25 protein-coding genes are annotated in these 17,931 nt (G+C 65.3%); 11 read left to right on the forward strand and 14 right to left on the reverse strand.

Features of this window, described 5'->3' with window-relative positions:
* Nucleotides 1-3: 3 nt before the first annotated feature.
* Both ACK4FJ_RS01175 and ACK4FJ_RS01180 read right to left on the reverse strand, forming a co-directional pair.
* Nucleotides 4-1,353, reverse strand: a complete 1,350-nt coding sequence (locus ACK4FJ_RS01175) for a PQQ-binding-like beta-propeller repeat protein (RefSeq protein ID WP_409762762.1) — start codon at nt 1,351-1,353, stop codon at nt 4-6.
* 27 nt (nt 1,354-1,380) lie between these two features.
* Nucleotides 1,381-2,031: a tetratricopeptide repeat protein gene (locus tag ACK4FJ_RS01180; protein WP_409762765.1), complete on the reverse strand. Its 651-nt coding sequence runs from the start codon at nt 2,029-2,031 to the stop codon at nt 1,381-1,383.
* A 249-nt stretch (nt 2,032-2,280) separates the two neighbouring features.
* Here ACK4FJ_RS01180 and ACK4FJ_RS01185 point away from each other — a divergent pair, with 249 nt between their 5' ends.
* The 3 genes from ACK4FJ_RS01185 (at nt 2,281) to ACK4FJ_RS01195 (ending at nt 4,174) form a co-directional block, all read left to right on the forward strand.
* Nucleotides 2,281-2,967, forward strand: coding sequence for a hypothetical protein (locus ACK4FJ_RS01185; RefSeq protein WP_409762768.1), 687 nt, complete (start codon nt 2,281-2,283; stop codon nt 2,965-2,967).
* Nucleotides 2,968-2,988: 21 nt separating this feature from the next.
* The gene (locus ACK4FJ_RS01190) at nt 2,989-3,165 is read left to right on the forward strand and encodes a hypothetical protein (protein WP_409762771.1); all 177 of its coding nucleotides are present in this window, start codon (nt 2,989-2,991) and stop codon (nt 3,163-3,165) included.
* A gap of 151 nt (nt 3,166-3,316) precedes the next feature.
* Nucleotides 3,317-4,174 (forward strand): dienelactone hydrolase family protein, encoded by an 858-nt coding sequence (locus ACK4FJ_RS01195; RefSeq protein ID WP_409762774.1) that lies wholly within the window; start codon nt 3,317-3,319, stop codon nt 4,172-4,174.
* Between the two features lie 33 nt (nt 4,175-4,207).
* Here the strand turns inward: ACK4FJ_RS01195 and ACK4FJ_RS01200 are convergent, their stop codons facing one another.
* From ACK4FJ_RS01200 to hutH, 3 genes are all read right to left on the reverse strand, one after another.
* On the reverse strand, nt 4,208-4,660 hold the full coding sequence (locus ACK4FJ_RS01200; protein ID WP_409762777.1) for a PAS domain-containing protein: 453 nt from the start codon (nt 4,658-4,660) through the stop codon (nt 4,208-4,210).
* Nucleotides 4,661-4,800: 140 nt separating this feature from the next.
* A complete protein-coding gene (locus ACK4FJ_RS01205; RefSeq protein WP_409762780.1) occupies nt 4,801-5,070 on the reverse strand; it encodes an HU family DNA-binding protein in 270 nt (89 codons plus the stop codon).
* A gap of 398 nt (nt 5,071-5,468) precedes the next feature.
* On the reverse strand, nt 5,469-6,998 hold the full coding sequence (hutH, locus tag ACK4FJ_RS01210; RefSeq protein ID WP_409762783.1) for a histidine ammonia-lyase: 1,530 nt from the start codon (nt 6,996-6,998) through the stop codon (nt 5,469-5,471).
* 163 nt (nt 6,999-7,161) lie between these two features.
* On the opposite strand from hutH, the gene ACK4FJ_RS01215 reads away from it, so the two are divergent.
* From ACK4FJ_RS01215 to ACK4FJ_RS01230, 4 genes are all read left to right on the forward strand, one after another.
* Entirely contained in the window at nt 7,162-8,115 is a 954-nt protein-coding gene (locus ACK4FJ_RS01215) for an ABC transporter substrate-binding protein (protein ID WP_409762786.1), read from the forward strand.
* A 73-nt stretch (nt 8,116-8,188) separates the two neighbouring features.
* A complete protein-coding gene (locus ACK4FJ_RS01220; protein ID WP_409762789.1) occupies nt 8,189-8,905 on the forward strand; it encodes an ABC transporter permease in 717 nt (238 codons plus the stop codon).
* Nucleotides 8,902-9,690 (forward strand): ABC transporter ATP-binding protein, encoded by a 789-nt coding sequence (locus ACK4FJ_RS01225; RefSeq protein WP_409762792.1) that lies wholly within the window; start codon nt 8,902-8,904, stop codon nt 9,688-9,690. Before ACK4FJ_RS01220 ends, ACK4FJ_RS01225 begins: the two co-directional genes overlap by 4 nt.
* A complete protein-coding gene (locus ACK4FJ_RS01230; protein ID WP_409762795.1) occupies nt 9,668-10,096 on the forward strand; it encodes a GNAT family acetyltransferase in 429 nt (142 codons plus the stop codon). The genes ACK4FJ_RS01225 and ACK4FJ_RS01230 overlap by 23 nt, the downstream gene beginning before the upstream one ends.
* 3 nt (nt 10,097-10,099) lie before the next feature.
* On the opposite strand, the gene ACK4FJ_RS01235 is transcribed toward ACK4FJ_RS01230, so the two are convergent.
* Nucleotides 10,100-10,453 carry an ArsC family reductase gene (locus ACK4FJ_RS01235; RefSeq protein WP_409762798.1) on the reverse strand — a complete coding sequence of 118 codons (354 nt, stop codon included), beginning with the start codon at nt 10,451-10,453 and terminating at the stop codon, nt 10,100-10,102.
* Between the two features lie 111 nt (nt 10,454-10,564).
* Between ACK4FJ_RS01235 and ACK4FJ_RS01240 the strand changes: the two genes are divergently transcribed.
* The 3 genes from ACK4FJ_RS01240 to ACK4FJ_RS01250 all read left to right on the forward strand — a co-directional run bounded on the left by ACK4FJ_RS01240 (nt 10,565) and on the right by ACK4FJ_RS01250 (nt 12,308).
* Nucleotides 10,565-11,365, forward strand: coding sequence for a potassium channel family protein (locus ACK4FJ_RS01240; RefSeq protein WP_409762801.1), 801 nt, complete (start codon nt 10,565-10,567; stop codon nt 11,363-11,365).
* Nucleotides 11,366-11,463: 98 nt separating this feature from the next.
* Nucleotides 11,464-11,829 carry an ArsR/SmtB family transcription factor gene (locus tag ACK4FJ_RS01245; protein ID WP_409762804.1) on the forward strand — a complete coding sequence of 122 codons (366 nt, stop codon included), beginning with the start codon at nt 11,464-11,466 and terminating at the stop codon, nt 11,827-11,829.
* The gene (locus ACK4FJ_RS01250) at nt 11,826-12,308 is read left to right on the forward strand and encodes an SRPBCC family protein (protein ID WP_409762807.1); all 483 of its coding nucleotides are present in this window, start codon (nt 11,826-11,828) and stop codon (nt 12,306-12,308) included. Before ACK4FJ_RS01245 ends, ACK4FJ_RS01250 begins: the two co-directional genes overlap by 4 nt.
* 4 nt (nt 12,309-12,312) lie before the next feature.
* Here the strand turns inward: ACK4FJ_RS01250 and ACK4FJ_RS01255 are convergent, their stop codons facing one another.
* The 8 genes from ACK4FJ_RS01255 to ACK4FJ_RS01290 all read right to left on the reverse strand — a co-directional run bounded on the left by ACK4FJ_RS01255 (nt 12,313) and on the right by ACK4FJ_RS01290 (nt 17,310).
* The gene (locus tag ACK4FJ_RS01255) at nt 12,313-12,711 is read right to left on the reverse strand and encodes a RidA family protein (RefSeq protein ID WP_409762810.1); all 399 of its coding nucleotides are present in this window, start codon (nt 12,709-12,711) and stop codon (nt 12,313-12,315) included.
* Between the two features lie 10 nt (nt 12,712-12,721).
* Entirely contained in the window at nt 12,722-13,903 is a 1,182-nt protein-coding gene (purT, locus tag ACK4FJ_RS01260; protein WP_409762813.1) for a formate-dependent phosphoribosylglycinamide formyltransferase, read from the reverse strand.
* Nucleotides 13,904-14,010: 107 nt separating this feature from the next.
* Nucleotides 14,011-14,427 carry a GFA family protein gene (locus tag ACK4FJ_RS01265; protein WP_409762816.1) on the reverse strand — a complete coding sequence of 139 codons (417 nt, stop codon included), beginning with the start codon at nt 14,425-14,427 and terminating at the stop codon, nt 14,011-14,013.
* Complete coding sequence (locus tag ACK4FJ_RS01270; protein ID WP_409762819.1) at nt 14,424-14,642, reverse strand: hypothetical protein; 219 nt, start codon at nt 14,640-14,642, stop codon at nt 14,424-14,426. Before ACK4FJ_RS01270 ends, ACK4FJ_RS01265 begins: the two co-directional genes overlap by 4 nt.
* Nucleotides 14,630-15,421, reverse strand: coding sequence for a DUF899 domain-containing protein (locus ACK4FJ_RS01275; RefSeq protein ID WP_409762822.1), 792 nt, complete (start codon nt 15,419-15,421; stop codon nt 14,630-14,632). The genes ACK4FJ_RS01270 and ACK4FJ_RS01275 overlap by 13 nt, the downstream gene beginning before the upstream one ends.
* Before the next feature lie 104 nt (nt 15,422-15,525).
* Nucleotides 15,526-16,002 carry an SRPBCC family protein gene (locus tag ACK4FJ_RS01280; protein WP_409762825.1) on the reverse strand — a complete coding sequence of 159 codons (477 nt, stop codon included), beginning with the start codon at nt 16,000-16,002 and terminating at the stop codon, nt 15,526-15,528.
* The gene (locus ACK4FJ_RS01285) at nt 15,999-16,328 is read right to left on the reverse strand and encodes an ArsR/SmtB family transcription factor (protein ID WP_409762828.1); all 330 of its coding nucleotides are present in this window, start codon (nt 16,326-16,328) and stop codon (nt 15,999-16,001) included. Before ACK4FJ_RS01285 ends, ACK4FJ_RS01280 begins: the two co-directional genes overlap by 4 nt.
* Nucleotides 16,329-16,392: 64 nt before the next feature.
* Entirely contained in the window at nt 16,393-17,310 is a 918-nt protein-coding gene (locus ACK4FJ_RS01290; RefSeq protein ID WP_409762831.1) for a LysR family transcriptional regulator, read from the reverse strand.
* Nucleotides 17,311-17,419: 109 nt separating this feature from the next.
* Between ACK4FJ_RS01290 and ACK4FJ_RS01295 the strand changes: the two genes are divergently transcribed.
* A complete protein-coding gene (locus ACK4FJ_RS01295; protein ID WP_409762834.1) occupies nt 17,420-17,818 on the forward strand; it encodes a RidA family protein in 399 nt (132 codons plus the stop codon).
* The last annotated feature ends 113 nt before the right edge of the window (nt 17,819-17,931 follow it).

The raw sequence follows: 17,931 nt of genomic DNA on the forward strand, positions 1-17,931 counted from the left end.
GCCTTAGCGATACGCGATCAGTTGCGCGTCGTCGGTGACGACGTAAAGCGTGCCATCGGCCACGACCGGCGCGACCGAGGCCTTGTCGGGAAGCGAGACCTGGCCGATCAGGTCGCCGGTATAGGGCGACACGGCAAACAGGCGCTCGTCGGTGGAGGCCAGCAGCAGGCGGTCGCCCGCCAGCACCGGGCCATACCAGGTGATGATGCCCTTGTTCGTCTTGGCCTTGGGATCCTCGTAACGGCGCAGCTGGCGGATCCATTTCACCTTGCCGTCGCGACGCGACAGGCAGAGCAGCTCGGCGTCGATGGTCACGGCATAGATGAAGTCGCCGGCGGCCCAAGGCGTCTGGATGCTGGGGATCACGCGTTCCCAGATGCGTTCGCCGCTGCGCATGTCGAGGGCGACGAAACGGCCCGACTGGCTGACGGCATAGACGCGGTCGCGGTCGATGACCGGACGGCCATTAATGTCGTTCAATGCGCCGGCCTGACTGATACGGCCCGAGGCGCGGATCAACTGTTCGCTCCAGACCACGACGCCAGTATCGGCGCGCAGGGCGATCAGTTCGCCCGACGAGAACGGCACCACGACGACATTGCCTTCGATGGCTGGATTGGCCGCGCCGAGGAAACCCGCGGTTTCGGCGACGCCGGCGAAGGTCCACAATTCATTGCCTCGGTCGAGGTCGAGCGCATGCACCTGATTATCGTAGGTGATGACGAAGACGCGGTTGCCATCGGCCGCCGCAGCGCCACGGATCGGCTGCTTGAGCGAGGTGACCCAATGCGCGAGGCCGGTGGCGGCCTGCAAGGCAATGACATCGCCGTAACCCGTGGTGACGATCACCTTGCCGGCATGCACGGCCAGGCCGCCGCCGATGGCGCCCGTTTCTTCCTTGCGCGGGGTGAGTTCGACGCGCCACAGGCGCCGGCCGGTGCTGGCGTCGAAGGCGCTGACGCGGGTTTCCGAATCCATCGCATAGACGCGACCCTCGGCCACCACGGGCTGGGCCAGGATTTTCTGTTCCTCGTCGGCGCTGCTGCCGAGATCCGCGGTCCACGCCCGCTGGAGCGTATCGCCCAGGGCCAAGTGATACATGGCGTGGCCGGGATAACCACCGGCCTGCGGCCATTCGGCATTGCGCCACGGCTTGGGCAGCGTGACCGGCGTTTCAGCCAGTTGTGGATCGGGATCGAGCTGGCTGTCGAATGCCAGCACGGAAATGCGCTCGCCGGTGACTACCGGCTTGGGGTCGTCGGCAAACCAGTCGGAGACCGTGTCGCAGCCGGCAAGCACAACGGCGGCGACGGCGATGGCAGCGAAGCGGAACATCGGATGACCCATCTGCATGGCGGCCTGCGGCGGTTGCTGGAGCAGTTACTGGACCGGACCGCCGAGGGCGGCCAGCAATTCGGCGGCGCGCCCGCGCAGGCCGGCCGGCACCAGCGGATCGTCAGCCAATGTTGTGAGCTGCTGGCGCGCGGCATCGCGGTTGCCGGCCTTGAGTTCGGCGAGTGCCTGCAATTCGCGGCCATTGGCATACCACGGGCTGTCGCCCGGGATCGCGGAGACATGCTTGCGCACGCCATCGACGCCCAGCGTGTCGAAGCCGTGGAAGGCGGCAAGGTAATTGGCAAGATCGCGGAAGCGCTGAGCGATGCCGCTGTCGGAGGCGATGGCGGCATAGGCGGCGACGGCCCCGGCGGCGTCCTTGGCCTCGATCAGCATGGCGGCCTGCTGGAAGCGGGCCAGCAGGGCATAGCCATCCTTGCCGCTGGCCGCCATGTCGGCGAAGGCCTTCGCGGCATCGGCGGGCTTACCCGCCTGCGCCTGACCGAGCGCCGCAGTGAAGGCAGCGACGGCGGCGGCGGCCTTCTCGGCCTGCCAGTTCTTCCAGACCTGATGACCGGCCACGCCGATCAGCAGCAGGACGACGAGGCCGATGGCGTAGGGACTCCACCGCTTCCAGGCTTTTTCCAGCCGGTCGCGACGTACTTCCTCGTCGACTTCCTCGATGAAATTGGCCACAGGCGACTCCCTGAACGAACAGCCGGACACACGGCCGGTCTTGCGACCGGTTCAAAACGGCGCGTACCTTACCTGCAACACGGCACGATGGCAAAGCCCGGAAGACCACCAAATTTTGGGGTAACCATTTGATAACACATCGAGTCTTGGCACGACTCGGAAAATCGACTAACCTGCCTGCCGCTCATGCAGTCAGGGACGACAATGCCGGCGGTTCACCGGCAGGCCCTTCAAGGGGGGAATAAAGGAATGTTCGGTTTCCGGAATGCGACAATCGCCGTGGCGCTGCTGGCCGCTGCCGCCAGCCTTGCCGCCTCTGGCGTCGTCGCGACCGGCGCCGCCCAGGCCCAGTCGAAGAAAGGCGGCAAGCCCACCGCCCTGATCCCGTTCGAGGCCGAGCGTGCCAAGGAACGCGGCGACCGCAACCTGATCCGCCTGAACGACGACATCACCCGCATGTCGTCTGCCCGCGTGGTCGAACTGCCTGTGGTGGACGGCCGCATGGGCGACCATGCCCGCCTTGAGGATGTCGAGATTTTCTTCCCCTTCGGCAGCATCGTACTCGCCACCGCCGAATTCCATAAATACCGCCCTGCCCTGGTGGCCAGCGCCGCCGTCACGCCGCTGCCCGACGTGAGCGCCGATCCGCGCTATGACCGGGTAAAGCATTTCGACCATCAGCTGGGCAAGGTCTGCGCCAGCGAGAAACTGAGCGATGGCCAGCGGATCGAGATGCGCATCAGCGCCGAGCGCGTGCTGTCGCTGGTGCATGTGACCCCGGCCAAGTTCCAGGGTCCCACCGCGGCCGACAACCCCTCCTACAAGGTGGTCAGCGCGCTGGAAATGCGGTTCCTGTCGTTCAAGGAACCCGATGCCGAGCGGCTGTACCGCCAGTGCCAGCGCCCCGCTGGCACCAAGGTTTCCCAGAAAGACTGACCGCCAGCGCCGGCCCCGGCGATGAGCGACAACGACTGGCTCCGCCTGGCCGCCCTGGTGATGGCAGCAATGCTGATCATGCCGGCCGTCCTGCGGCTGCCCGGCGCCGTCGGCGGCCGGCGCATCCTGCTTTTCATCGTTGCCTGGCTGGGCATCTTCCTGCTGGTCGGACTGGCCTACAGCTTTTTCGCCGGCTGAGGCTGGCCGTCCGGGCCAAGCGCTCCAGATAAGAGAACGGTTTCACGCGGATTTTATCACCGCGCGATGGCGCGTCGGCCCACAATCCGGCGCCCTGCATGCCACCGTGCCTGTCCGCCACGGGATCGTTTCGTCTCAACCGGAGGAACATATGAACGCCGATCTGCTCAGCCTCGTCCCCAAAGTCGATTTCAACCGTCGTGGCTTCATGGCCACCAGCCTGATCACCGGCTTCACCGTCGCCGCAGGTCCGGTGATGGCACAGACCGCGATCAAGACCGATGCCACCGGCCTCAATGCCGGCGAGGTGGATATCCCAGTCAAGGGCGGCATGATGAAGGCCTATCGCGCCCAGCCGGCCGGCGCCGGCCCCTTCCCCACCATCCTTGTGGTGCAGGAAATCTTCGGCGTGCACGAATACATCAAGGATACCTGCCGCCGCTTCGCCAAGCTGGGCTATCAGGCCATCGCCTCCGACCTTTATGCCCGCCAGGGCGACATGAGCAAGGTGACCGACCTGCAGGGCGCGCTGGCCGTGGCCGGCAAGGTGCCGGACGCGCAGGTGATGGCCGACCTGGACGCCACGGCGGCCTGGGCGGCGAAGAATGGCGGCGACGCCAACAAGCTGGGCATCACCGGTTTCTGCTGGGGCGGCCGTATCACCTGGCTCTATGCCGCGCATAACCCGAAGGTGAAGGCCGGCGTGGCCTGGTATGGCCGCCTGGTCGGCCAGGCCAGCGAGCTGACGCCCAAACATCCGGTCGATATCGCCAAAGACCTGAAAGCGCCGGTGCTGGGCCTGTATGGCGCCGCCGACCAGGGCATCCCGGTTGCCACCGTCGAGCAGATGAAGGCGGCGCTGGAGGCGGCGAAGAAGTTCAACACCTTCTACGTCTATCCCGACACGCCGCATGCCTTCCATGCCGATTACCGCCCGAGCTATCGCAAGGAGCAGGCCGAGGATGCCTGGCAGAAGGCGGTCGGCTTCTTCAAGGTGCATCTGGGCTAAAACGACGGCGGGCCGCCCTGAAAAGCGGCCCGTTTAATTTTGCCGATCAAGCGGGCGGCGGTAGATCGCCCCCAGGATCATGCCGACCGTCTCGGGCGCATCGCCGAGCCCGAGCGGCATCAGCAGGCGCTCGTGGGTGAACCAGCGCTCGCCGATTACATCGTCGAACTTGTAAAGCTGAGGCTCGGCCGCGACGAGCGCTTCCAGGTAGTGCTGATGGACGCGCTCGGCGAAGGATGCCGGCTGCAGCTGGTCGACGTAACGACCGGTCATCTCCTGACCGTAGTCGCGGGCCAGATCGGTGCCCCACAGGCGATAGCGGAACCGGATGGCGGGTTCGCGCTCCACATCCACCAGCAGCACATGACCCAGCGCGTAACCGATATCGAGCGGATCGATATCCTCGCGCAGCGGAAAGCGCCGTCCGCGTCGCCGGTCGTTCCAGTAATCCAGCAGGCGTTCGAGCTGCGGATGCAGAAAATCCACGATCGTTTCCCCCCGCGACCAGTATGGCGGGCGGGAGCGACCGGCAGCAATCCGTAAAAACAGAAAAAGCCTGTCCTTTGCAGGACAGGCTTTTCGTCAAAGATGCCGGCGCGGACGGTACCGCGCGTCTTAAGTGCAGGTCAGAGGGTGTCCTTGAGCTGCTTGGACGCCTTGAAGCGCACCGACTTCGAGGCGGCGATCTTGATCGTCTCGCCGGTCTGCGGATTGCGGCCCTTGCGGGCGCCACGCTTGGACACCTTGAAAGTGCCGAAGCCGACGATGGTGAAGCCGCCTTCCTTCTTCAACGACTTCGCCATCGCCGCGAAGACGGCATCCACGGCGTCGCCGGCGGCAGCCTTGGTGGTGCCGGCGGTTTCGCGCACGATTTCGATCAGATCAGCCTTGTTCATCACACCCTCCAGATTCTGCGGATACGCCCGCCAAACAGAATCGGACGATCCGCAGCGGGTGAGAGCAGTTACCACATCCACCGCGTCAAACAAGGCCAACAAAGGTCGCCCAAAGCCTTGTCATTCGCGGCTTCAGCCGCAATCGCGATTCGACGCAGCGCAAAAAGAGCGAGTCGCTATCCATTGTCGCGTCGACCCGATTTGATCGAGATCAAAGCCGCCGCGGAACGCCGCTGGCTAGCCTCCGGCCACAAGAAACATCGGCAACCGAATCCGGGGGAGACACATCATGCCGTTCACCGAACAGCTCTATCTCATCGGCGCCTGCAGCGCCTTCGTCATCTTCGCCGTGGCGCTGTTATTCTGCCGCGTGACCTCGGCCGACCTGCCGAAGTAAGTCAGCCCAGCAGCGGCCTGTGCAGGAGGGCGCGCAGGGCGCCATCCCGCACCATGGTCTTGGCCGCCGCCAGATCCGGCGCCAGCCAGCGATCCTCGGCCATCATCGGCACGGCATCGCGCAGCAGTTTCTGCGCCTGCTGCAGATGCTTGCTGGTGCGCAGCGGTGCGCGCAGATCGACGCCCTGCGCGGCACAGAGCCATTCCACCGCCATGATGCCGGCCGCGTTCTCGGCCATGGCCAGCAGACGATAACCGGCATGGGCCGCCATGGAGACATGGTCTTCCTGGTTGGCAGATGTCGGGATGGTGTCGATGCTAGCCGGATGGGCGCGCTGCTTGTTCTCGGAGGCCAGCGCGGCGGCCGTCACCTGCGCGATCATGAAACCCGAATTGATGCCGGGATTGGGCGCCAGGAAGGCCGGCAGGCCGCTTAAGACCGGATCGACCAGCAGCGAGATGCGGCGTTCGGAGAGATTGCCGATCTCGGCCAGTGCGATGGCGATGATGTCGGCGGCGAAGGCCACCGGCTCGGCATGGAAGTTGCCGCCGGAGAGGATTTCTCCTTCACCAAAGACCAATGGATTATCCGAAACGCCGTTGGCTTCGCGCTCCAGCGTGGCGGCAGCCTGGCGCAGCAGATCGAGCGCCGCGCCCATCACCTGCGGCTGGCAGCGCAGGCAGTAGGGATCCTGCACGCGCTCATCGCCGGTGCGGTGCGAAGCGCGGATATCGGACCCCTCCAGCAGCTCCAGCAGCAGGGCCGCCACCTCGATCTGGCCCGGCTGGCGCCGCGCGGCATGAATGCGTGGATCGAATGGCGTATCGCTGCCGGCGGCGGCATCGACGGACAGCGCGCCCGTGACCAGCGCCGCCGCCGTCACGTCCTCGGCGGCGAACAGACCCGCCAGCGCCAGCGCGGTGGAAACCTGCGTGCCGTTGAGCAACGCAAGGCCTTCCTTCGCGCCGAGTTTGAGCGGTTGCAGGCCCGCCTTCGCCAGACCTTCGGCGGCCGGGCATTCGCGGCCGGCGATACGCACGCTGCCCTCACCCAGCAAAGGCAGCACCAGATGCGCCAGCGGCGCGAGGTCGCCCGAAGCGCCGACCGAGCCCTGCGCCGGCACGCAGGGCAGCACATCGGCATTGAGCAGGGCCCGAAGCGCTTCGATGGTGTTCCAGTGCACGCCCGACAGGCCCTGGGCCAGGGAGTTGAGTTTCAGCAGCAGGATCAGACGCACGATGGCATCGGGCAGCAGCGGCCCGGTGCCGACCGCATGGCTGAGCACCAGGCGGCGCTGCAATTCGGCCACCTGATCGGGCGCGATGCGCACACGGGCCAGCTTGCCGAAGCCGGTGTTGACGCCATAGACGGCCGCTTCGCCGGCGGCGGCCCGCGCCACGGCTTCGGCGGAGGCCTCGACCGGCGCACGGGCGGAAGCATCGATCTCCAGGCCAAAGGCACCGCCGCGATAGAGCCCGGCCAGATCGGCAAGTGTGAGCGTTCCGGGCGTCAGTCGATAGGCCACGCGCATCCCCAATTCTGCGGCTTGAATCGAGTATAGGCTAAGGCCGGGCCGGTCAGGTTGTCTATACATGATTATTTGACTTGCCGTCTTTCGCGGCACGGTTTTTAATTAGGCATTCGCGCCGGGGCCAATGGCGGCCCCGCCCGCAGCCTTCCGGGGGATCAACCACATGAAAACGATGAAGATTCTGGGCACCGCCGCTGTCCTGGCCCTGTTCGCCGGCGCACCCGCCATGGCGCAGGACATGCCGAAGGTGGTGCTGGGCATGAGCGGCTGGACCGGCTTCGCGCCGCTGACGCTCGCCGCCGATGCCGGCCTGTTCAAGAAGCGCGGCGTGGATGTCGAGATCAAGTTCATCCCGCAGAAGGAACGTCACCTGACGGTGGCCGCCGGCGCCACCCAGGCCGTGGCGACCACGGTCGACACCTTCGTGGCCTGGACCTCGGCCGGCGTGCCGCTGACCCAGGTGCTGCTGCTCGACAAGTCGAAGGGCGGCGACGGCCTGGCCGTGCGCAACAACATCAATTCGGTGAAGGACCTGAAGGGCAAGACCATTGCTGTCGACGGCGCCGGCACCACGCCGTATTTCGTGCTGATGGTGATGCTGAAGCGCAACGGCATGGGCCCGAAGGATGTGCAGTATGCCACCCTGGCGCCGAACCCGGCCGCGCAGGCCTTCGTCGCCGGCCAGTACGATGCCGCCTCGACCTACGAGCCGTATCTGTCGTCGATCCGCAATGCGCCGGACAAGGGCAAGATCCTGCACACCACGATCGAATATCCGGTGGTGGTCGACATGCTGGCCTTCCAGCCCGACTACATCAAGAAGAACCCCAAGACCGTGCAGGCGGTGGTGAACGGCTTCTTCGACGCGCTGGAGATGATCAAGAAGGAACCCGACAAGTCCTACGAGATCATGGGCGCCAAGGTGAAGCAGACCGGCCCGGATTTCGCCAAGTCGGCCGCGTTCATCGCCTGGCAGGACAAGGCCGCCAACCAGGCCTATTTCAAGGGCGACCTGCAGGCCTTCATGAAGGAAGCCGCCGACATCCAGCTTGAATCCGGCGTGATCAAGAAGATCCCCGACCTGAAGCCGATGGTCGACGACAGCTTTATCAAGTAAGGGTTTTCCGTTGTTCGAACCGCTTAAACCCGTTTCCCCAGGGCGCCGCACCGCCCTGGGGATTCTCTTTTTCGTGGTCTTCCTCGGCCTCTGGGCTGCGGTGACCTATGGCGGCATCGTGCCGCCGCTGTTCCTGGCCGATCCGCTGAAGGCGGCGCTGGCCGGCGTATCGCTGTTCACCGAATACGGTTTTGCCGGCGATGTGGGCGTCACCATCTGGCGCGTGGTGGGCGGCTTCGTGATCGCCGCCGTGTTCGCCGTGCCGCTCGGCATCCTGATGGGCGCCTTCAAGAGCGTGGAGGCCTTCTTCGAACCCTTCATTTCCTTCGCGCGCTACCTGCCGGCCTCGGCCTTCATTCCCCTGCTGATCCTGTGGGCCGGCGTGGGCGAGGCACAGAAGCTGGCCGTGATCGTGATCGGCTCGTTCTTCCAGATCGTGCTGATGGTGGCCGTGATCGTGGGCGGCAGCCGCATGGACCTGGTGGAAGCCTCGAAGACTCTGGGTGCCAAGCGCGCCGGCATCGTGCTGCGCGTGCTGCTGCCCGGCGCCGCGCCGCAGATCGCCGAGACATTGCGGCTGGTGCTGGGCTGGGCCTGGACCTATGTGATCGTGGCCGAACTGATCGGCGCGCAGAGCGGCATCGGCCACATGATCATGGACAGCCAGCGCCTGCTCGATACCGGGCAGATGATCTTCGGCATCGTGGTGATTGGCCTGATCGGCCTGATCTCCGACTTCCTGTTCAAGCAGGCCAACGCCCGCCTCTATCCCTGGTATTTTCTCAAGTGAGCAAGCTCAAGATCGACAACGTCAGCCGCGTGTTTCCCGGCGTTCGCGGCGGCGAACCGACCCGGGCGCTGGAACCCACCAGCATCGCGGTGGAAGACAACGACTTCATCACCATCCTCGGCCCCTCGGGTTGCGGCAAGAGTACGTTGCTGCGCATCGTGGCCGGGCTGGACCAGCCCACCACGGGCAGCGTGCTGCTGGACGGCCAGCCAGTGCGCGAGCCGGGGCCGGATCGCGGCATGGTGTTCCAGTCCTACACTTTGTTTCCCTGGCTGACCGTGCGGGAAAATATCTGCTTCGGCCTGCGCGAAAAAGGCGTGGCCGAGGCGCAGCAGCGCGAGATCGTCGCCCGCTACATCGACCAGGTGGGCCTGAAGGGGTTCGAGAATCATTACCCCAAGCAGCTCTCCGGCGGCATGCAGCAGCGCACGGCGCTGGCCCGCGCGCTGGCCAACGACCCGAAGATTCTGCTGCTGGACGAACCCTTCGGCGCGCTGGACAACCAGACCCGCGCCCTGATGCAGGAGCTGCTGCTCGGCATCTGGGAGAAGGCGCAGAAGACCGTGCTGTTCGTCACCCACGATATCGACGAAGCCATCTTCATGGCCAACCGCGTGCTGGTGATGACCGCCCGCCCCGGCCGGGTGAAATGCGACATTGCCATAGACCTGCCGCATCCGCGCCATTACACGGTGAAGACCACGCCGGAATTCGCGGCCTACAAGGCACGGCTGACCGAGGAAATCCGCGTGGAGTCGATCCGTGCCGCCGAAGCTGAACATTAGGCCGTTCCAAGCCGCCGACCGCGCGGCCGTGATCGCGCTGTGGCAGGCCTGCGACCTGACACGGCCGTGGAACGACCCGGACAGCGACATCGCCTTCTGCATGTCGAAACCGGATTCCACCATCCTCGTGGGCGAACAGGATGGCAAGATCGTCGCCAGCGTGATGACCGGCCATGACGGCCATCGCGGCTGGCTCTATTACCTCGCCGTCGAGCCATCGATCCAGAAATCCGGTTTTGGCCGCGCCATGGTGGCGGCGGCGGAAGCCTGGCTGCAGGCACGCGGCGTGCCCAAGGTAATGCTGATGGTGCGGCCAGAGAATGAGCGCGTGCGCGCCTTCTACGACGCGCTGGGCTACACCGAAGAGCCCCGCGTGATCTTCAGCCGCCGGCTGGACGGCAAGTAGACTCTATTTCTTCAGCGCCGCCGCATACTGGTCCGGCTTGAATCCGACCAGCAGTTTGCCGCCGCTGAGTTCCAGCACCGGACGCTTGATCATCGAAGGTTGGGCCTGCATCAGCGCAATCGCCTTCTTCTCGGTAAGCCCTTCCCGCTCGGCCTCGGGCAGCTTGCGGAACGTCGTGCCGGCGCGGTTGAGCAGAATTTCCCAGCCGACCCCTTTGCACCAGGATTCGAGTTTGGCCTTTTCGATGCCGCTGGCCTTGTAGTCGTGGAAAGCATGGGCCACGCCGTGACTTTGAAGCCAGGTGAAGGCCTTTTTCATCGTGTCGCAGTTCTTGATGCCGTAGATCGTGACGGGCATGGAATACTCCCGGAGCGGATGCAGGGACTCTTGTGCCGGATTCCGGCCGGCTGGCGCAAGGGCCGGCTCTGCCATAGTATGACCGCAGACCCCAGCGATCATGAGGCTGCCGTGTCCGCACCGCCCCAGCCAGAACCCGCCGAAAGCCGTTTGCGCCAATACCTGCGCAGCCTGTATTTCGGCGACGACCAGGGTGCGCGCCGCTTCCGCTACGGGCTGGTCGTCTTCGACATATTGACCATCGCGTTTTTCATCCTGGCCGCCACCGTGCAGGACCAGTGGTGGGTGATCCCGATGGATTTTGCGCTGGGTGGCCTGCTGACGCTGGAACTGCTGGCACGGCTTTATGCCGAGACCGACCGCCGCGGGCATATCCTCAGCTTCTCGATGGCGGCCGACATCGCCGTGATCGCCTCGCTGTTCCTGCCGGTGGTGCTGGAGAACCTGGCCTTCCTGCGCATCTTCCGTGCGCTGCGGCTGCTGCGCTCGTACCACCTGCTGAGGGACCTGCGGTCCAGCTCGTTGTGGTTCCGCCTGCATGAGGACGTGATCCAGCGCAGCCTGAACCTGATCGTGTTCATCTTCATCGTCACGTCCTTCGTCTATGTCACGCAGCACAACGTCAACACCGGGATCAGCACCTATGTCGACGCGCTGTATTTCACCATCACCACGCTGACCACCACCGGCTTCGGCGACATCACGCTGCTGGGGCCCGGCGGACGACTGCTGTCTGTGGTGATCATGGTGGTGGGCGTCAGCCTGTTCCTGCGGCTGCTGCAGGCGATCTTCCGGCCGCACAAGGTGCGGTTCGAATGCCCGGACTGCGCCCTGCGCATCCACGATGTGGATGCCGTGCATTGCAAACATTGCGGCCGGGTGCTGCCGATCCCGACAGACGGGGCGGTATAGCCGGCAGGCGCATATCGCCAATACTTAGGTATTGACCTAAGTATATTCCGGGACTATGGTCCGGGCCGAAACGCATTGCCCTCGCCCCGGAGACGCCCTTGCAAACATCCGCCGCCGGCCAATCCCTCGCTACAAATGCGGCCATCGTCGATGGCGTGTTCCGCGCGCTCTCGGATCCGACGCGGCGCCATGTGCTGGAGCGGCTGAGCCGTTCCCCGGCCTCGGTGAGCGAACTGGCCGCGCCTTTCGACATGGCCCTGCCCTCCTTCGTTGCACATATGAAGGTGCTGGAGCAGAGCGGGCTGGTGCAGTCGAAGAAAAGCGGCCGGGTGCGGACCTACCAGCTGGTGCCCAAGCGCCTGAAGCTGGCCGAAGACTGGCTGGGCAAGCAGCGCGCCCTGTGGGAGCGCCGCCTCGATCAGATGGATGCGTATCTTTTGAGCCTGAAGGAGACAGAAACGTGAGCACCGCCCCTGTTTGGACCATCGACCCCAAGCTCGACCTCGTGCTGGAACGCGAGATCGACGTGCCGCCCGCCCTGGTGTGGAAGGTATGGACCCAGCCCGAGCATCTGAAGCACTGGTTCGTGCCGAAGCCCTGGAGCGTGACCGATTGCGAGATCGACCTGCGGCCCGGCGGCATCTTCCGCACCACCATGCGTTCGCCCGAGGGCCAGGAATTCCCCAATCTCGGCTGCTATCTGGAAATCGTGCCGCAGCAGCGGCTGGTCTTCACCGATGCGCTGCTGCCGGGTTTCCGCCCCGCCGAGAAGCCCTTCTTCACCGCCATCCTCAGCCTGACGCCGCAGGGCAGCGGCACGCGCTACACGGCCATTGCCATTCATCGCGATGAAGCCGGCCGCAAGCAGCATGAGGAGATGGGCTTCGAGCACGGCTGGGGCACAGTGGTGACCCAGATGGTTGAATACATCAAGGCGATGTAAGGCCTCAGTCCAGCGCGGCGATGGCTTCCACTTCCAGCAGCAGGTCGGGATTCACCAGGGCGGTGACTCCGACCAGCGTGCTGGCCGGATAGGGGCCATCGCCGAAGCATTTCGCCCGCGCCGCGCGGATCGGCGGCAACATTTCGGGCGTCAGGTTCACCACATAGGTGACCAGCTTGAACACGCGGCCGACATCCGCGCCGCCGGCAGCCAAAGCGGTTTTCAGGTTGGCGAAAACCTGTTCGGCCTGGGCGCCGATATCGCCCTTCCCCACCAGATTGCCACTGGCATCCAGCGCCACCTGGCCGGAGATGTGCAACTGCCGCCCCGCCGGAACGATGGCGATATGCGAATAGCCAGTGGGCTTGGAAAGGCCCGGCGGATTCCTGCGTTCGATGGTCATTGGTCCTGCCTCACGCCTTGTAGCTGATCTTCACCTTGGCCGCGGCCGCCTTTGCCGCGGCGCGGGCGGTATCGACGTCGCCCTGCTTCGCCAGCGCCAGCGCCACGCCCATGCGGCGATAGGGCCGCGTGGTGGGTTTGTTGAAGATGCGCAGATCGAGATCGATGCCCTTTGCTGATGGCGTGAGCGCCTCGGCCAGGCCTTCTACGGTGAAATCCGTGGCGTCGCGGTCGGCCAGGATCACGGCCGAGGCGCTCGGGCCGTTCTGCGTGATGCTGGGGATCGGCAGGCCGAGGATGGCGCGGGCATGCAGGTCGAATTCGGTGAGGTTCTGCGAGATCAGCGTCACCATGCCGGTATCATGCGGGCGCGGCGACAGCTCGGAGAAGATCACTTGATCGTTCTTGACGAAGAATTCCACGCCGAACAGGCCGTAGCCGCCCAGATTGTCGACCACGGCCTTGGCCTGGCGCTGCGCCTCGGCCACCGCACTCTCGGTCATCGGTGTCGGCTGCCAGCTTTCCTGGTAGTCGCCGCGTTCCTGCCGGTGGCCGATGGGTGGGCAGAAGATCACGCCCTGGCGCGTGCGGATGGTGAGCAGGGTGATTTCGTAGTCGAAAGCGATGAAGGCCTCGACGATCACGCGCTTGCGGTCGCCGCGCATGCCGGCCACGGCATAGTCCCAGGCCTTGTCGATGTCGCCCGGCGCCTTCACCGTGCTCTGGCCCTTGCCGGACGAGGACATCACAGGCTTCACCACGCAGGGAATGCCCACTTTCGCCACCGCGTCGCGCATCTCCTCCAGGCTTTCGGCATAGAGGAATTTCGAGGTCGGCAGGCCCAGTTCGTTGGCCGCCACGTCGCGGATGCGGTCGCGGTTCATGGTCATCAGCGTGGCGCGCGCGGACGGCACCACGTTGAAACCGCGATCCTCGAAATCCTTCAGCACCTCGGTGCGGATGGCTTCCACCTCGGGCACGATGAAATCGGGCTTGTGCTTCTCGATGGCGGCGCCCAGGGCCGCGCCATCCAGCATGGAAAACACCTCATGCTCATCGGCCACCTGCATGGCCGGCGCGCCGGCGTAAGCATCGCAGGCCACCACATGGGCGCCGAGCCGCTTGGCGGAAATGACGAATTCGCGACCCAGCTCGCCCGAGCCGAGCAGGAGGATTTTTCTGAAAGCGGTCATTGGCCCAATCGTCTCGCCCGTCGTTGCATCCAGGCAAGGCTTATAGCAGCGCCGCCCCCGCCAAGGCAAAGCCCCGCCGCCCCGATGGGAGCCGGCGGGGAAAGGCTTCAGGCCGGCGGCATGGTCGCGAATCTCGGCAGGGCCGGATCGAGCGGGTCCCAGTCATGGGCACGGCTGGCATAGGTCACGACCTGCGGCCTGAATCGCCCGGGTTCGTCCAGGCTGGCGGCGTGGATGGTGAACAGATCCGGCATCGCGGCGAAGGTGAGATGGACCGGCGCGCCGCAGCCGGGGCAGAAGCCGTGCCGCTTCACATTGCCGCTGTCGGCCACGACGTCCCTTTCCTTTGCCGTGCCGGTGAGCGTCACGTCGGCGCGGCTCGCAAAAGTCATGTAGGAGCCATGGCCGGTGCCGCTGACCTGCTGGCAGTCGCGGCACTGGCAATGGTTGGAGAACACCGGCTCGGCCGCGATCTCGTAGCGGATCGCACCGCAGGCGCAGCCGCCGGTATAGGGTTTTGTCATGATGTTTCTCCTGTCATCAGTTTCAGCCATGGCCCGGCATGAAAGACGCTCATCAGGGCATACATGAGGGCCATTCCGTTCAGAGGCAGGCTCTCGGGCGCGGTCAGGCAGAGCGGATCGGGCAGAAGGCCGGTCAGCAGCGCCATGACCGCGAAGGTCGGCGCCGCCGCGAAGCGCAGGGCCTCGGCGGCGACACTATGGCTCAGGCGCAGCACGACGCGCCTGCGGCTTTCTCCGGCACATCGTATTCGTCATGCCGGCGCCACCAGAAGCCGGTCTCTTCCTCGTTGCGGCCCTTCGGCGCGCGGTCGAGCCAGGGATACATGCCCCATATGCCATCCACGCCGCGCGAATAGGCCGAATAGGTGTGATAGACCTCGCCGTCCTGCAGCACGAAGGCACTCATGCCCGGCCGTTCGCGCATGTAGCTGGCCGGATCGGTGCCGCTGGTGGCGGCCATCTCGATCACCGGCGGCGCGGTCACGCCCAGCATCGGCTGGCCCGGACGGTAGTTATAGTCTGCGCCCTCGCGCTGCTGCCGCTCGGTAAACGAGACGGCATAATCGAAATTGAAGTCGCAGCCTGAGGACGAGGCCCAGGGGAAGCTCCAGCCCATGCGGCGCCGGTATGCCAGGAGTTTGGTCAGCGGCGCGCGCGATACCGCCGTGAAGGCGACATCGTGGTTTTCCAGATGCACCGCGATGCCGTTGAAACCATCGGCGATCGCCGAGCAGGACGGACAGCCGGCCGTAAAGTCCGGACCGAACATGAAGTGATACACGATCAGCTGCGACCGGCCGCGGAACAGACCGGCCAGCGAAACCGCGCCCTGTTCGGTATCGAAACTGTATGCCTTGTCGACCCGCACCCAGGGCAGGGCCTGGCGCCGGCGCGCCAGGTCGTCGCCCTGTCGCGTGTATTCTTTTTCCGCCTTCAGCAGATCCAGCCGCGCCTTCAGCCATTCCTCGCGGGTTCCGGTTGCATGCATCGTCATCGCTTTCGCCTCCTTCTAGGGTGTCGTTGGATACAGTTGTCCCGTTCGCCGGAGCGGGATTCTCCGGCGGCGCTTTATTCAGATGATGTGATCGGTGGTTCGGCTCAGTCCTGTTCGTCGGCGACGGCGCTCAGGGTCTGGACACACTTGACCCAGCCCTTGCCCATATTCTGATAGGCCGTGTCGTTCTTCGGCAGCACGAAGCCGGAATGCTCCATGCGAAGCCGTGTGCCGGTCTGCACGCGGGTGAGCGTGAAAGTGACCACCGTGTCGAGCTTCGAGCCGTAGCCGACATTGCCCTCGTGGCCGCCGCGCCAGGCATAGGCGAAACGCTGCAGCGGCACGACCTCCAGCACCTCGCAGTGAATCGTGCCGTCCCAGGCGCCGGCCGGCGTGGTCTGGAAGGTGAAGCGGTTGCCCAGCACGGGCTCAAAACCATTGGGCTTCATCATCCAGCGCGACATCAGGTCGCCGTTGGTGATCGCCTTCCACAGCACCTCGGGCGCATGGGGGAAGACCTCGTCCAGCACGATGGCCTGAGTCGTGGACTGAGCTGTGGATTTCATAGAGAGATCGTTCATGGGTCGATATCCTTCAGCAGGTCGCGCAGGGCGTCGAGGCGCTCGCGCCAGAAGACGGCGTAATCGTTGATCCAGTCGGCCAATGGCGCGAGGCCTTCGGGCTGGGCGCGGTAATAGACGCGGCGGCCCTCCGGCCGTTCGGCCACCAGCCCGGCCTGTTTGAGGGATTTCAGGTGCTGCGAGATGGCGCCCTGGGTCACGCCGCTGCCCTGGGTCAGCTCGGCCACGGTGATCTCGTCGGCGCGCACGACGCGTTCGAAGACGGCGCGCCGCGTGGGATCAGCCAGGGCGCGCATGACGGTATCGATGGGGGTGGTTTCGATCATGGGCCTATAATTAGCCCACGCTAATCAATTAGTCAACACTAATTATTTTGCCCGGAAACCGGCGTTAACCGCCCTTCCCCGCCTCCCGCACCACATCCAGGAAGGCGCGCAGGGCCGGCGGTACGGCGCGGTGGCCGGGATAATAGACCGCCACGGCTTCCGCCGGCGCCATCCAGGCCGTCAGCACCGGACGCAGCCGCCCGGCCTTGAGCGCCGCAGAGGCGGCGATGTCCACCACATAGGCAATGCCCAGTCCCTTGATGGCGGCCTCCGCCATCAGTTCCTCGTCGTCGAGGATCAGGGACGCGGGTGCGTCGACCGTCATCCCCTGCCCGGCGCGCTCGAATTCCCAGCGATAGAGTTTGCCGCCCGGCAGGCGATGGCCGATGCAGCGATGCCGTACCAGATCGTCGGGCGTTTTCGGTGTGCCGGCGCGTTTGAGATAGGCCGGCGACGCGACGCAGACGAAGCCCACCGGTTGCCCGAGCGGCACCGCGATCATGTCGCGTGGAATCGAGCCCATCAGCCGCACGCCGGCATCGAAGCCACCCGAGACGATATCCACCAGCCGGCCCTCCACCACGATATCCACGACGACATCGGGGGAACGCTGCGCCATCACGGGCAGCACATCGCGCACCAGCAGGGCGGCAGGCAGGCGCGGCGTGTTGATACGCACTGTGCCAGCTATAGCGCCGCTGCCGCGAAAGGCCACGACGCTGTCCAGCGCATCGTCCAGCGCGCCGAGTGCGGATTGCAGGCGGCCGAGCAGCGCGGCGCCGGCCTCGGTGGGCGCGACGCTGCGCGTGGTGCGGTTCAAGAGCCGCACGCCCAACCGCTCCTCCAGCGCGCGCATGGCATGGCTGAGCGTGGAGGGCGCGGTGCCGAGCTGATCGGCGGCGCGGCGGAAACTGCGATGGGTGGCGACCGCCACGAAGGCGGCGAGGTCGTTGAGCGACGGCGAGGAAGGGCGACTGGTCATTACTGGTGATTTTGCAGCAACCCATACGGAATTCAACGGCTAATCCGAACAATCCGGATCGCCTATATCGGGGCCAGACCAACCGACCAGAGCAACTGAAAGGCACCCGATGACCAAACGCGACGCCGTCTTCCCCGCCAACCGCCACGCGCTCTACGACCTGCATCAGTATTCGCCCGCCATCCGCTCCGGCGACCTGCTGTTCGTCTCGGGCCAGGTGGGCAGCCGCGACGACGGCTCGCCCGAGCCGGTTTTCGCCGACCAAGTGCGGCGCGCCTTCGCCAATCTGCGCGGCGTGCTGCAGGCGGCCGGCTGCAGCTTCGATGACGTGGTGGATGTCACCACCTTTCACACCAACCCCGATGCCCAGGTGGAAACCGTGCTGGCGATCCGCGCCGAGGAAATCGGCGCACCGCCCTATCCGAACTGGACCGCCGTGGGCGTGACCTGGCTCGCCGGATTCGATTTCGAGATCAAGGTGATCGCGCGGGTGCCGGCTAAGGCGTGATGCGGCAACGACGTTTATAGGTGCGGCCCAGCCATGGCGTAGCGCGTGACGGAGGCGATGCTGCAGATGGTGAAGTTCTATATCGCCGGCCTGCAGGTGACAGAGAAGGATTT

The organism is Ferrovibrio sp. (genome assembly GCF_046297595.1).
Classification (GTDB): domain Bacteria; phylum Pseudomonadota; class Alphaproteobacteria; order Ferrovibrionales; family Ferrovibrionaceae; genus Ferrovibrio.

Excerpts from the sequence above, each read along its gene's own strand:
- ACK4FJ_RS01285 (WP_409762828.1), bottom strand. The coding sequence starts at position 16,328 with ATGATCGAAACCACCCCCATCGATACCGTCATGCGCGCCCTGGCTGAT.
- ACK4FJ_RS01235 (WP_409762798.1), bottom strand. The coding sequence starts at position 10,453 with ATGCCCGTCACGATCTACGGCATCAAGAACTGCGACACGATGAAAAAG.
- ACK4FJ_RS01290 (WP_409762831.1), bottom strand. The coding sequence starts at position 17,310 with ATGACCAGTCGCCCTTCCTCGCCGTCGCTCAACGACCTCGCCGCCTTC.
- ACK4FJ_RS01205 (WP_409762780.1), bottom strand. The coding sequence starts at position 5,070 with ATGAACAAGGCTGATCTGATCGAAATCGTGCGCGAAACCGCCGGCACC.
- purT (WP_409762813.1), bottom strand. The coding sequence starts at position 13,903 with ATGACCGCTTTCAGAAAAATCCTCCTGCTCGGCTCGGGCGAGCTGGGT.
- ACK4FJ_RS01280 (WP_409762825.1), bottom strand. The coding sequence starts at position 16,002 with ATGAACGATCTCTCTATGAAATCCACAGCTCAGTCCACGACTCAGGCC.
- ACK4FJ_RS01295 (WP_409762834.1), top strand. The coding sequence starts at position 17,420 with ATGACCAAACGCGACGCCGTCTTCCCCGCCAACCGCCACGCGCTCTAC.
- ACK4FJ_RS01265 (WP_409762816.1), bottom strand. The coding sequence starts at position 14,427 with ATGACAAAACCCTATACCGGCGGCTGCGCCTGCGGTGCGATCCGCTAC.
- ACK4FJ_RS01275 (WP_409762822.1), bottom strand. The coding sequence starts at position 15,421 with ATGACGATGCATGCAACCGGAACCCGCGAGGAATGGCTGAAGGCGCGG.
- ACK4FJ_RS01175 (WP_409762762.1), bottom strand. The coding sequence starts at position 1,353 with ATGCAGATGGGTCATCCGATGTTCCGCTTCGCTGCCATCGCCGTCGCC.
- ACK4FJ_RS01215 (WP_409762786.1), top strand. The coding sequence starts at position 7,162 with ATGAAAACGATGAAGATTCTGGGCACCGCCGCTGTCCTGGCCCTGTTC.
- ACK4FJ_RS01255 (WP_409762810.1), bottom strand. The coding sequence starts at position 12,711 with ATGACCATCGAACGCAGGAATCCGCCGGGCCTTTCCAAGCCCACTGGC.
- ACK4FJ_RS01185 (WP_409762768.1), top strand. The coding sequence starts at position 2,281 with ATGTTCGGTTTCCGGAATGCGACAATCGCCGTGGCGCTGCTGGCCGCT.
- ACK4FJ_RS01195 (WP_409762774.1), top strand. The coding sequence starts at position 3,317 with ATGAACGCCGATCTGCTCAGCCTCGTCCCCAAAGTCGATTTCAACCGT.
- ACK4FJ_RS01190 (WP_409762771.1), top strand. The coding sequence starts at position 2,989 with ATGAGCGACAACGACTGGCTCCGCCTGGCCGCCCTGGTGATGGCAGCA.
- hutH (WP_409762783.1), bottom strand. The coding sequence starts at position 6,998 with ATGCGCGTGGCCTATCGACTGACGCCCGGAACGCTCACACTTGCCGAT.